This is a genomic window from Shewanella colwelliana ATCC 39565 (genome assembly GCF_000518705.1).
Taxonomy (GTDB): domain Bacteria; phylum Pseudomonadota; class Gammaproteobacteria; order Enterobacterales; family Shewanellaceae; genus Shewanella; species Shewanella colwelliana.
The window spans coordinates 403,320-415,872 of the sequence record NZ_JAEC01000004.1 but is presented as its reverse complement, the minus strand read 5'-3'; the positions used below and the strand labels follow the sequence as shown (position 1 = coordinate 415,872).

The 12,553-nt window shown below is 43.8% G+C and carries 12 protein-coding genes and 1 rRNA gene; 7 read left to right on the top strand and 6 right to left on the bottom strand.

What is annotated here, in order from left to right; genetic code table 11:
• The first annotated feature begins 226 nt into the window (after window positions 1-226).
• A 5S ribosomal RNA gene (gene rrf / locus L876_RS0101935) occupies window positions 227-342 on the top strand.
• Window positions 343-1,087: 745 nt separating this feature from the next.
• On the opposite strand, the gene L876_RS0101930 is transcribed toward rrf, so the two are convergent.
• Window positions 1,088-1,747, bottom strand: a complete 660-nt coding sequence (locus tag L876_RS0101930; protein ID WP_037427732.1) for a YccT family protein — start codon at window positions 1,745-1,747, stop codon at window positions 1,088-1,090.
• 178 nt (window positions 1,748-1,925) lie between these two features.
• Between L876_RS0101930 and L876_RS0101925 the strand changes: the two genes are divergently transcribed.
• Both L876_RS0101925 and corA read left to right on the top strand, forming a co-directional pair.
• Window positions 1,926-2,291, top strand: coding sequence for a hypothetical protein (locus L876_RS0101925; protein WP_028762248.1), 366 nt, complete (start codon window positions 1,926-1,928; stop codon window positions 2,289-2,291).
• Between the two features lie 218 nt (window positions 2,292-2,509).
• On the top strand, window positions 2,510-3,457 hold the full coding sequence (gene corA / locus L876_RS0101920) for a magnesium/cobalt transporter CorA (protein WP_028762247.1): 948 nt from the start codon (window positions 2,510-2,512) through the stop codon (window positions 3,455-3,457).
• A gap of 49 nt (window positions 3,458-3,506) precedes the next feature.
• Here corA and L876_RS0101915 read toward each other — a convergent pair whose 3' ends face one another.
• The gene (locus L876_RS0101915; RefSeq protein ID WP_028762246.1) at window positions 3,507-4,769 is read right to left on the bottom strand and encodes a cyclic di-GMP phosphodiesterase; all 1,263 of its coding nucleotides are present in this window, start codon (window positions 4,767-4,769) and stop codon (window positions 3,507-3,509) included.
• A 119-nt stretch (window positions 4,770-4,888) separates the two neighbouring features.
• Between L876_RS0101915 and L876_RS0101910 the strand changes: the two genes are divergently transcribed.
• Window positions 4,889-5,584, top strand: coding sequence for a 2OG-Fe(II) oxygenase (locus tag L876_RS0101910; RefSeq protein WP_028762245.1), 696 nt, complete (start codon window positions 4,889-4,891; stop codon window positions 5,582-5,584).
• Between the two features lie 2 nt (window positions 5,585-5,586).
• Here L876_RS0101910 and L876_RS0101905 read toward each other — a convergent pair whose 3' ends face one another.
• Window positions 5,587-6,936 carry an ATP-binding protein gene (locus L876_RS0101905; RefSeq protein ID WP_028762244.1) on the bottom strand — a complete coding sequence of 450 codons (1,350 nt, stop codon included), beginning with the start codon at window positions 6,934-6,936 and terminating at the stop codon, window positions 5,587-5,589.
• Window positions 6,927-7,601, bottom strand: a complete 675-nt coding sequence (locus L876_RS0101900) for a response regulator (protein WP_028762243.1) — start codon at window positions 7,599-7,601, stop codon at window positions 6,927-6,929. Before L876_RS0101900 ends, L876_RS0101905 begins: the two co-directional genes overlap by 10 nt.
• A 235-nt stretch (window positions 7,602-7,836) precedes the next feature.
• On the opposite strand from L876_RS0101900, the gene L876_RS0101895 reads away from it, so the two are divergent.
• The 3 genes from L876_RS0101895 to L876_RS0101885 all read left to right on the top strand — a co-directional run bounded on the left by L876_RS0101895 (window position 7,837) and on the right by L876_RS0101885 (window position 10,884).
• Complete coding sequence (locus tag L876_RS0101895; protein WP_028762242.1) at window positions 7,837-8,691, top strand: putative selenate ABC transporter substrate-binding protein; 855 nt, start codon at window positions 7,837-7,839, stop codon at window positions 8,689-8,691.
• A 65-nt stretch (window positions 8,692-8,756) separates the two neighbouring features.
• The gene (locus L876_RS0101890; protein ID WP_245687025.1) at window positions 8,757-9,374 is read left to right on the top strand and encodes an ATP-binding cassette domain-containing protein; all 618 of its coding nucleotides are present in this window, start codon (window positions 8,757-8,759) and stop codon (window positions 9,372-9,374) included.
• Between the two features lies 1 nt (window position 9,375).
• Window positions 9,376-10,884: a PhnE/PtxC family ABC transporter permease gene (locus L876_RS0101885; protein ID WP_345939958.1), complete on the top strand. Its 1,509-nt coding sequence runs from the start codon at window positions 9,376-9,378 to the stop codon at window positions 10,882-10,884.
• A gap of 47 nt (window positions 10,885-10,931) precedes the next feature.
• Here L876_RS0101885 and L876_RS0101880 read toward each other — a convergent pair whose 3' ends face one another.
• On the bottom strand, window positions 10,932-11,267 hold the full coding sequence (locus L876_RS0101880; RefSeq protein ID WP_028762239.1) for a hypothetical protein: 336 nt from the start codon (window positions 11,265-11,267) through the stop codon (window positions 10,932-10,934).
• 114 nt (window positions 11,268-11,381) lie between these two features.
• The gene (locus L876_RS0101875; RefSeq protein ID WP_028762238.1) at window positions 11,382-12,263 is read right to left on the bottom strand and encodes a hypothetical protein; all 882 of its coding nucleotides are present in this window, start codon (window positions 12,261-12,263) and stop codon (window positions 11,382-11,384) included.
• Window positions 12,264-12,553 lie beyond the last annotated feature (290 nt).

The following is a 12,553-nucleotide window of genomic DNA, read 5'->3' as shown; positions in this document are numbered from 1 at the left end:
AAAAGGGTTTCAGTTAATGGTTAACTTTAGCGAAAGAATACAGACACTTGATTTAGTGTGACTCAATTTTAAAACAGCTTTCTAAATTTATAATTTTGGTTAATTACGCAGGTAATTGTTTGGCTGAGAAAGCCGTAACGAGCGAAGCGCGGAGTGTACTTTAGTACATGAGCACTGTAGCGAGGAAACAATGCCATCAGACGGACAATTAACCAGTAAGAATTTGTCTGGAAACCATAGCATTGTGGCCCCACCTGATCCCATCCCGAACTCAGAAGTGAAACGCAATCGCGCCGATGGTAGTGTGGGGTCTCCCCATGTGAGAGTAGGTCATTTCCAGGCGCCAAATACACGAAAAGCCCTAGCACAAACGCTAGGGCTTTTTCGTATATGCGCTTCGCGAAACCACATGCCCCCGACGTCACCCCGCCGCTAAGCGGGCTCTCCAGCTTCGTAACAAGTTACTTGCGCGACTTAGCTCCTGAATGCGTTGCATTCATAGCGGAGCTTCTTCGCCCCCATGTGTTCGCTGCGCGAACTACAAGAGTAGGTCATTTCCAGGCGCCTAATACACGAAAAGCCTTAGCACAAAACGCTAGGGCTTTTTTCGTATATACGCTCACCTAAATTGAACCAGCTAATTTATGTGACTTCCAATATTCGTGTCGGTCGCGTGAAGGATGACTTCATGTGCAGCCCTAAGCTGCTAACGAAGTGTGGCCCTTCAGTTCGGCGACAATGTCACCTTTCGCGACAAAGTATCTGAATGCTCCGCATTCAAGACTGCCCCTATTGACGTTTGGGTGAAGCATCCGTGTTTATCAAGCGCAGCTTGATGCTGGAGCTGGTAAAAATTGTCCTGACTTTGGCATTTTTTAATAATAGATTATTAGTGCAAGCTAGCCCGCGAGGAGGACTGGCGGCTTATTGACTTAAGCAAGTGTGCGCAATGTTGCCTCGATGTCTTCTGCTATGTCGTCTCGTTACAGAGCTTGGCCAGAAATGGGACCCATGCGTTTCAGGCATTCGCCCCTGTGCCTAACTCCCCCGGTTTAGTGACACATTGGTTTTTGTTTAATGTTTATGTCTACTGGTTAATTTTCTCTTTAAATGCTTTTCTTGTCGCCTCGTCTGCTTGGCTGTACCAGAAATCTAGCATTTGGCCTATATTAATTTGATCCGGTTGAGGAGGCTCTGCTGATAGCGGTTTTTCAGTCTTTTCTATATGTGCTTGCTGGTTGTCGAATGTCATGATTTTGGGCTGTTGTTTTAACGGGGGGAGAAGTGCGATAGCTGCAATGCCATTGTTGGTATTGTAAGTCTCTAATTCTCCAGTATAGTCTCGTCCAATCTGTAAGCCCTCTTTAACGAGAATATCAATTTTGTAGTCAACGAGGTCACCACTGGCATTTTTTATGGTGAGCCAAGGTTGTTGATTGAATTTGTCGGCGTCTCTTTGTGAGTTTATTGGTGGCATTTCGATTTGATAACGACTGTCTTTGCCCTCAAAGGTCAGAATGGTGGCTTGAGAGGTGAATCGTACCTGCTGGCCTTGGGATCTGTAGTTAGCGTTATATTTAAACAATAACTGCACAGTACCATTTTCTATCGATAACTCACGTTCATCGGTAGCTTTACCATTAATGGCTAAACTTTCAGTGCTGTTGGGGAGGATAAGCTCGATTTTTGCTAACGCAGGATTGACAAAAAGGACTGTGGTAAGCGCGAGCAATTTTATTAGGTTCATAACATTACCGTTATAGGATCTAGATTAAATTTATTATAGAGTTTTATAACATTCTCGTTGAGGTTTGAACAATGCTCGATAGGGTTAGGTGGTGTTTTTCCGCTAGCTGGGCGCTTTGTAACAGTAATCATTGATTTTTGGAGATATAATTTCATTAATATCTATTGTGGAGAATAGTGTGCTAACAAAAATACTCGTCACTCTATTAGTGATTGCGGGAGCACTTTTTTATATTCGTAAGCCATCGGCTACTCGTGAAAAAGAAACGGCAGCGCAACTGGGTCAACGTATGATTATGCGTTATGTGCTTTTTGGGTTGGTGTCTGTCTCATTGCTTGCAAGTGCCGGTTATTGGTATTGGTCTTGGCAAGATGGCGCTAAGATTGTTGAGGTTACAATTGTCTCCCCAATCGCAGAAAGTAGCGCTGTCTATCAGGTTTATAAACGGGACATTAAAGCAGATGAAATCACTACGGTAGATGGAATTAATATTCGCTTATCCAACCAAGAGCGCGTAATAATTGCCTCGGTGCCAATAAGGTAGTGTATTTATTTGGGGCTGTTGCGAACTTGCTATTGGATTATTGACGCTTAGCCCACAGATGTATAAAAAAGGTCATCATTGCTTATTGCTAAATGATTAATTGATATTTGTAAGGAGTTTCTGTTTTTCAACTGATTGTTATAGGTTAGAATTAGCCGTTTTTTGCCCTGCGCTTTGATGTGTTGTCATTTCATCTCAGTGTTTTTTCAGGAGGTCTTATGATCACTGCTTATGTCTACCAAGATAGTAAGTTGTCTATTGTCGAGTTGGGAATTCAAGATACCGTGCCTATGGGGACGTTATGGCTTGACCTTTTTAAACCTGAAGATGATGAACGAGAGTGGTTGAGGGGGTACTCTTCAGAAGAGTTACCTGAAGAGGAAGATATCAATGAGATTGAGGCTTCTGCACGTTTTTATCAAAATAGAGATGGTTTACATATTAACTCGTTGTTTCCGCAACGTGTTGGACAAGACGTCAAGGGCGTAAACATCTCTTTTAACTTAAGGCAGCAGTTTCTAGTGACCTTAAGAGAGGATGACGTTGGGCTAATTCGTTTGCTAAGAAACTATCTGCGTTTAGGTCGGATTCAAGTATCGACACCTCAAGCACTGTTTTTGGAACTGTTTAATCTTAAAGTGGATTACCTATCTGATTTAATTGAGGATGTGTACTCAGTTCTTGATAATGTTGGTGAACAGGTCTTTGACAATGATGAGCTTGATGATGTGTTTAAGCTGATCACGTTACAGGAAGATTCCAACGGTAAAATCCGATTAAGTTTGCTCGATACCCAACGTTCGCTGCGTTATATGCAACGATACTACCGAGGTAAACTAACTGATGACGATCTGAAAGATCTTCGAGAGATGTTGTCAGATATCGAGTCTTTGATGCCTCATAGTCAGTTTATTTTCGATAAGTTGAACTTCTTGCTTGATGCAGCGATGGGCTTCAGTGGGCTGCAGCAAAATAAGATCATTAAGATATTTTCGGTCGCCGCAGTAATATTCTTACCCCCAACGGTGATAGCGAGTGCCTATGGGATGAACTTTACGAATATGCCTGAGCTGGAGTGGCAGTGGGGTTATCCCATGGCGATATTGATGATGATTGGTAGCGCCGCATCAACCTATCTGTTTTTCAAACGCAAAGGCTGGCTATAGTGTTTTGTCGGGGATTTATCAATTGTTCAGTGAAAGGCTTAGCAGACTGCTAAGCCTTTTGGTTTCCACCAAAGAAGTAACTGACTCGTTCTCGCGGGCTTAGGTATTTAAAGATTTTCTCTGGTAAGGCTGCAGGTGAAATGCAGCGAACAATCGTCAGACCTTCAGTTTCTAAATCAACAATCGGCGCTTGCTCTTTTGGCACCAACGCATCGTAAACTAAGATCCGTGGTAATAAGATTTTATCTAAATTGACGGCCATCACCATGGCAAATTGGCCACTAGAAAGCTCGACGACACTGCCCGGTGGGTAGATGCCAAGCATTTTTATTAGCTTGCCTATTGCCTCATTATTGAGTTTGTCTTTAAAGTTCTTATACAGGTAACCCAACGCTGCATAGGGAGTTCGAGCTTTTTCGGCTCCTTCGGGGTGGCAGAGCTTATCGTAGAGATTTACCGCTGCAACCAGTTGTGCTGGAACACTTATGGCGTCGCCTTTTAGCCCTTTGGGATAACCGCTGCCATCAAGGTATTCATGGTGGTCTCTGACGATGGAGATTGCATCTGTTGGAAAGTTATCGGCTAGTTTCAGTAGATCTACGCCCATTGTAGGGTGCTGCTTAATAAAATTTGCTTCAGGCGGGGTTAAGGGCGTTTTTTTTCGCATTAGCTGCGTAGGGATTTTAAGCTTTCCAGTATCGTGGAATAGCGCTCCAAGACCCACGGCTTCAATACCGTCGCGCTCCCATCCAAGTTCTTTGGCCACTAACATAGACAATACCGCTACGTTTAGTGAGTGGTAATAGATCCCTTCGCTGTCTTTAGCATCCCCCATTAAATGCAGCACCAAATTTTCAGAATTAAGCAGTTGGTCGGTAATGTTATGGATCAGCTCTTTCGCATCGTTTATCGCATTGAGTGGTCGATTACGCAGTTTAGTGATTAGGCTGCGCATCATAGCGATGGAGCGGTCGAACTGCTGTTCAGTTTTCTGAAGATCGCGACGTAATTTTTTAAGATGTTCGATACGTTCGAGCTTGTCTTTATTCATCTCGACAGTTAATGCGGTTAAGTCTGCACCTTTTTGGGTTGGCGTTTCGCTCACTGCGTCTTTGGCTAATGGTGGGGTACTGCTTTTTTCCAGATCAACAAATACGAACTCGATACCTAAGTTTTTAATGAGTTCAATTTGTGCCTCTTGTTTGATGCGAAAAGAGTTAAATAGAAAGGGGTGATCTTTCCATGAAACGGGCAATCTAACAAAGTTACCGATTTGGAGTTGTGTGACCCGAATCTTACAGCTTTTGCTCATGTGAACTTATGTTTACCTATATGTGACGACTATTTTATATGAACTCGGCGGCTTTACAATTACTTAAGCTGTGTGTCAGCATAGATGCATTAAAAAATAGTCAAATTAGAGAGCTATGTATGGATTTTATCGAAGTTTACCCTAATGCTATACCTGATGAATTGTGTGACCGTTTAATCGCAATGTTTAATTCTCATCAAGGTGTTATTGACGGGCAAACAGGCCATGGCGTTGATCGAGAAAAGAAAATCAGCCGTGACATTACGATGGATAATTTTCCGGAGCTTGCGCCGCTTAAAAACGAGCTTCTTAATTATACGCTAAAACAGAGCGCGCGTTATTTTGAGAAATATTCTATGGGTGTGATGGGAGCTGTGGCGGTCACCCTTGCCGATGACGAGGGTCAACCTAAAACACTAACGCCTGATAACTTTGATTCTTTAGGGCGACATCGTGTAGCGCCATTGGTGCAGTATCTTTATCGTAGTGGTTCGATCAATATTCAACAATATGAACAAGGTAAGGGCGGTTATCCTCATTGGCATTCAGAGCAGTTTCCACAACTTGGGCATAATGAAGCTTTGCATCGCGTAGTCTTGTATATGTATTACCTCAATGATGTCGAAGAGGGCGGAGAGACGGAATTTTTTTACCAGCAGCGCAAAGTGAAGCCCCAAAAAGGCACAATGGTAATAGCGCCTGCTGGATTTACGCACAGTCATCGGGGAAACACCCCCATTAGTGGTGATAAATATATCGCCACGTCATGGGTGATGTTTAATCGAGCTGAAAAGCTTTATGCTCCGGTAGGTTGACCTTATATTGGGATGCGGATAATGAATTTAGCGCCTTCAAGCTCGGAGGTTTCTATCAATAATTGTCCGCCATAACTGATAACAATCTCGTTGCAGACGGCCAGGCCGATACCTTGTCCTGCTTTTTGTGTGTCGGCTCGAACGCCCCGCTCTATAATCCGCTGACGAATATTTTGTGCAACGCCAGGGCCATCATCCTCCACAATCAGGACAAATTCACTGTTGTCGTTATAGTAGGCGCTAACGGCGACTTGGCTGATACACATTTTGAAAGCATTTTCCATTAAGTTACCGCATAACTCCATTAGATCGCCTTGATCGCCAGGGAATACATGGGCAGTTGGGATGTCTGCGGAAAAGTTTACCTGTTTATCTCGATAAACTTTAAACAGCATCTGTGACAACTGTTCAATTAGCGGTGCTACAGGAGTTTGCTCTTGTTTAAGTCCTTTTCTACCTAACATGGCTCGCTTAAGTTGATATTTTACCAACTGGTCCATTTGGCTCACTTGATCCATGATTTTCTCGCTGGCACTATGCTTGGTTAAACTCGCGTCATCTGTGATGGCGTGCACGGCCGCTAGACGAGTTTTTAGGCTATGGGCTAGGTCATTCATTGCGTTTTGATATCGCTCTTGCTGCGCACCTGACTGAACTAATAGTTGGTTAAGGGCCTGAGTCACACCTTCTAGTTCTACCGGATAATCTTCAGAAAGTGATTTAGCCTTGCCACTGCTTACTTGTTCTAGTTCATTGCGCATACGCACTAAGGGACGCATTCCCCAATAGGCGGCACTGACAAGCAGTACAAAGGCCAACGCGAGAACTCCAGAGAGTCGCCAGTAGGTTCTGCGGCTGAACTTATTCAGCTCTTGTTCCAGCTTATCGGCATCTTTCATGACGAGTAAGTTGTATTTGTTGTGAGCAATTTCGACGGCTAAAAGGTAGACGAAATAGTTTTTACTATCGGCAAGAGTGAGGTGGTAGGGCGGTGTATCATGTCTAATGTCATTAAAACGTTCACAGGTATCAAACAGACCTCTTTCGACTGCCATTGATGATGTCCACACTTGAGAGAAGGTCTCATTGCAACTGGCAATAATATATCGCTCTGGGGTGTTATTTTCATCCAACCACTCACTGGTATCGGGAATTAGATTGTGTTCTTTTAGTTCTGCTGCGACGCTAGGGATTTCGGCAATGAGCTTAGCGGTTTCCTCGTTGTAGCTATTCTGTGCATATAGCACGTTGACTAGCCAAGCTAATCCAATACCCACTAAGGCGATAATGGATAGCGAGGTGATAAACATCCGCATGAGCAGACGTTTTTTGGGTTTAAAATTTAGCTGCATGGCAAATTGAACTTGTAACCTTGGCCGCGAATGGTGGCGATTGAATTATCTAATCCCCCTTTAGAGAGTTTTTTACGCAGTCTGCTGACCATGACTTCAATGGTGTTTGGGTCACCCTCTTTATCACCGTATATCACATCAAGCAGCCTTTGTTTGGCGACGACTTCGTGACAGTGGCGCATCAGGTACTCTAAAATTAGATACTCGAAAGCAGTGACTTCCATGGGTTCACTGTTCAAAGAAACTTGTTTGGCGGCAAGATCGATCTCTAGTGGCCCACTTGTTATCTGTGGTTTAACAAAGCCAGCGCTGCGCCTAACTAATGCATCAAGACGTGCAACTAACTCCTCTTTTTGAAACGGCTTTACCAAATAGTCATCGGCTCCGGCGTTTAAGCCTTCGACCTTATCTTGCCAATTTACGCGTGCAGTAAGAATGAGAATGGGGGCTTTAAGCTCGGCTTTTCTGAGGTTTTGGATCAGTGTCATACCATCTTGATCTGGCAGACCTAAGTCGACAATGGCAACGTCGATGGGATAGTTAGTGGCTTGATAAAATCCCTCTTTTGCGGTCAGAGCAACTTGGACTTGATTGCCCAATTCCGACAATTGAACTTGTAGGTGATGTGACAGAATGGGATCGTCTTCTACAACTAAAATTCTCATTACAGTTTGCCTTCTAAATGATTTTACTCAGTTTAACCAGTTATAGTATCTGTGCCAACTAAGTGATGCTGCGATAAAGAACTTAGTTTATATCAAGTTAGCTTAATGAGTGCTGACTTATGTTTAAGCCTATTGAATCCCTTCATTATCAACTTGGTTTTCTTAGCCGTTTCGCCTATGAATTTAGTGCACTAAAGGTTAAAATCGCGTTAATTTTAAATATCGGATTTACAAAATGTTATTTAGCCGTATTAGCTTGTTGCTGTTGTCTTTTATACTTGTGCCGACAGTCTGTGCACAAACCTTTACTTTTACTGCCATTCCCGATGAGAATGAAAGCCAATTGCAGACACGGTTTAATAAGGTTGCGCGCTACTTAGAGCAGGAGTTGGGCGTTGACGTTAAGTATGTCCCGGTTAAGTCCTATGCTGCAGCAGTCACAGCATTTCGTAATAATCAAGTGCAGCTGGCTTGGTTTGGCGGTTTATCAGGCGTGCAAGCAAGACGATTGGTGCCAGGCTCTGATGCCATTGCTCAAGGTTATGAAGACCAATTTTTCAAAAGCTTTTTTATCGCCCACCATTCGGTGGAATTGGTGGCGTCGAGTAATTTCCCTAACCTAAATGGCTACACTTTTACCTTCGGCTCTAAAGGCTCAACCTCTGGGCGTTTGATGCCGCAGTTTTTTATTGAACGCAACATCGGAAAACAAGCAAAAGAGATATTCTCTCGTATTGGTTTTTCGGGCGATCATAGCCGCACAATTGCTCAAGTCGAAGCTGGCGCTTATCAAATTGGGGCTGTGAATTATAAGGTGTGGGAAAGTGCCGTTGAAAAAGGGTTAGTTGATACCAGCAAAGTAAGGGTTATCTGGGAAACGCCAGCTTATCCGGACTATCAGTGGACAGTTCGTCATGGTGTTGAACAGACATTTGGCTCAGGATTTGAAGCTAAGTTGAAAGCCGCCTTATTGAATATGAAAGACCCAGAATTACTCGCCAGCTTTCCTCGTCTCTCTTTTGTTGAGGCGGAAAACCAAGATTATGAACCGATTGAATCGGTGGCCATTGCTATTGGCTTACTCGATTAATCGTGCTGAGATTAGAAGCTTTAACACTCAGTTACGGCGATAGGAAGGTCATTAAAGACCTTTCATTGAGCATTGAGCAAGGTGAAAAAGTTGCGATTGTCGGCGCGTCGGGTGTAGGTAAGTCTACGCTACTAGCCCATATCTATACTCAGCTTAACTCTCAGGCTGCTTATTGTGCACAATCTCAAGGATTAGTTGATGCGTTAAGCGTCTTCCATAACGTCTATATGGGTGCGCTTGCCCGTCACCACTTTGGCTACAATCTGCTAAACCTCATTAGGCCACAAACCCATCGCATCAATGAGGTGAGTGAACTTTGCAGCGCATTGCTGCTCGATGTCGCCCTGAATAAAACAGTTAGCGAACTCTCTGGCGGACAGCGGCAGCGGGTTGCGCTTGCGCGGGCATTGTATCAACAACAATCAACTTTTATTGGTGACGAGTCATTTTCATCACTTGATCCTGTGATGGCGCAGCAGTTGATTGCTCAAGTGCTTAGCCGACATCCAACAGTGATTATGGTGCTACATGATTGCCAAATGGCATTGAACTATTTCGACCGTATTGTCGGGTTGCAAGATGGCGAAATTGCACTGGATGCCCCATCACAAATACTTCAGCCTGAACATTTAATCGCATTTTTTGACCGTAAGGTTGGCTCAGTTTCCGATAATGGGGGATAAAGTGCGTTTCTTTGGGCCCTGGCAGCGATTGACTGCACAACTGTGGCTATTGGCGTTAGTCGCCCTGCTGTTTGCCGATATTGAAGTCATCAGTGTCGATCCGTGGGCGGAACTAAGCCGATTGGCACTAGGGGTTATTTCTCCAGACTTCTTCGCCACTGAATTTTTACTTTCAGCCCTCTGGCAAACCGTTAACTTTGCCTTATTGGGTGTGGCTTTTGGCATCGTGCTCGGTGGCCCATTAGCCTTGGTTTATCAACATCCGTTTGTCGCCGCTAGTTGTGCTATGGTTCGAGGAGTTCATGAACTCTTTTGGGCCTTGTTGTTTCTACAAATTTTTGGCTTATCACCGTTAACTGGAATATTAGCGATTGGATTACCCTACGGCGCAACCTTTGCAAGGGTGTTTCATGATATTTTGGCTCAATCGCCGTCCACGACTGAACGGGGGCTGCCCTTTAATACCGACCCCCTCAGCCGTTACGTTTATGGCCGACTGGGTCACGTTTACCCGTTAATGCTGGCTTACATTCGGTATCGATTTGAGTGCGCACTCCGCAGCAGCGCCGTACTTGGCTTTATCGGTATGCCAACCTTGGGCTTTTATCTCGAGACAGCATTTCGCCAAGGGCAGTATAGTGAAGGTGCTGCGCTATTGATGTTGTTCATATTACTCATCGGCACGATTAGCTTATGGGCTAAAAAAAACCTGATTCCAGTGTATCTATTGGCGGCGCTATGGACTATTCCTGATATTGGCATTATAGATGGCGGCTTACTGTGGCGGTTTGTCTTCTATGATCTGCTGCCGCCAGGTATACAAGGGGTTATTTATACTCAAATGGAACTTAGTGATGGGCTGAATCAATTTTATCAATGGTTGGCTTCTATCACTATTAATCAAGCGTTACCCGGGGTGTTCGCCACTGTGATATTAGCGTTGTCGGCACTAGGTTTGAGTCATCTTGTCGCGCTAATTGCCCATCTTGTAGCGAGTCAGCATAGTGGTAGTAAATATCGCGCTGTCGCCGGGCAATTGGGATTACTCGTATTGCGTTCAATTCCCGAATATATTTTAGCTTTTGTATTGATGTTATTGATTGGGCCATCGATGTTGCCGGCCATCATTGCATTGGCCTTGCACAATGGTGCATTGATCGCATTTTTGTTGGTTAAACAAGAGCAGGGGATCACTCCGAGTGCAACCTATAAAAAACGGGCTGATTTTTTTGCCTATGAAATTTTAACTCGGGTATACCCTAATTTGATGGGATTACTGTTTTATCGCTTTGAGGTGATGCTAAGGGAAACGGCAATATTTGGCATTCTAGGTGTAGCAACTATTGGATTTTATATCGACAGTGCCTTTGCTGAAATTCGCTACAGCAATGCCCTTTACCTATTAGCGGTAACGGCTTTGCTTAATGTGGTTATTGATTTTTCGGCGAGAAAATTAGTGGCTCGTCAAGTCGAGGATAGTATCGCCCATGGGCGCTCGTGTATTACTTAAATTGTCATCATAAAACCAGGCCTAACCACCTAGTTTAATTTGAGTCATTAGTTTTGCTGTGCACGGCGCTTTTGTATGCCATGGCAACATATCGATGCGCCGATGGTGAACATTGTCACGGCTGACATGATGAGGCTCAGTCTAAGCCAAGGCGCATCCATGGCAATACGTATCTGCACATAATCATATCCGCTGAGTCCCCAAACAAATACTGCACTAAGAAGCAGAACCATTTGAAGAAAGTGTGCGACAAATCTATGTCTAAAGATGAGCAAAATGGGGGCAACAACAAAGAGTGCACATAGGAGGGTTTGTCCATACCTTAAAAAGTGCGCCCCGAGCAAAGCAAAGGCCAAGAAAATAGTGAGAATGCGCCACCACATAGGGTATCTCCAAATAGATTATTGATCTGGAGAGTACACTTTGCTTAAGGCGCATTCTATCGGCGTGTTCACACTTTTTGTGACTACATCATCAAAGCGTAATATTTCTTCTGCTTATTTTGACGATGGTTTACTTAGTAATGTTTCAATACGAAGCTTATCATCATCACTTAACTCTGCTGATTTAATGAGTTCGATGATCTGTTCTGTACTGTAGGTGTTCGAGTCTTGGTTGACAACGATAAAGTGGTTGCCGCGAGCGTCATTAACGTCGACGTCAATATCCAGACCAAGCGCCCCCATCTCAAGTTCAACAATTTCATTGGCTAATGCAGTGATATCGTCAGTGATGAGCGTGATGTTTTCATCAAAATTATTACCATGGGTCTCGAAGTGGATTTCGATTTCGGCAGCCTTAGCTTCCATATCATGTGCGACTTTTGCCAATAGCATCTCTTTACTGTGCAATCTAGCTAGCTTTTCCTGCGTCTCTTTGCTGTGTGTGTTTTCGAGAATTTCGGCGGCTTTCATCTGTATTTCTGTGCTTTTAGCCGCTAGATCAGCACTTTTAGCTTTCATCTCCTTGGCGACAACGGCTAGCTGAATCTCTTTATGCTGCATCTGCTCACGCAGTTTAGTGAGCTTTTCTTGCATTTCGGCACTGAATGCATTTTTACTCAGGGTCCTTACATCACCATGATTTAGGTCGAGTCGACTAAGCAGTTTGGCTAACCTTTGCTGCTGTGCGGCTGGCAATTGACTCAGATGTTGATTGATGACTTCTGGATCGTTGAGTTCGTCAGGGGTAAACGTAAATTCCTGTTGTTCACCGTCTATCATCACTGTTACTTGGGTGAGCTCATTTTCATCGCGACTGACTTTAGTGACACCTTGGGGTTCATTGAGCTCAATTTGGTGCACCATAATTGGTGCAGCCAATAGTGAATATGAGAGCAGTCCGGTACAGATTAGTGTCGACATAGGCAAAATTTTCATAGCGCTTCCTTTGTTTTCTCATTTCTCCATTTAACTGCGGATCAGTCAAGCGGATGGAATGTGGATGTATATGGATAGAGCGAGAATTGTGCCAATTATTTAAAATACTGTTTTTATTAATCTTTTTTAGTTTTTATTGGGATTACTTCTATTCGCATTTAACCGCAAATGAGGAGTGAATTCCCCATTTAAGGAAATCTATAAAAACTGTGCTAACGTAAGTGGTTGAATCAATGGAATTACAACTTGGTACTAATCTTGTAGTGATATTTCACAGTGACTCGCGGGTT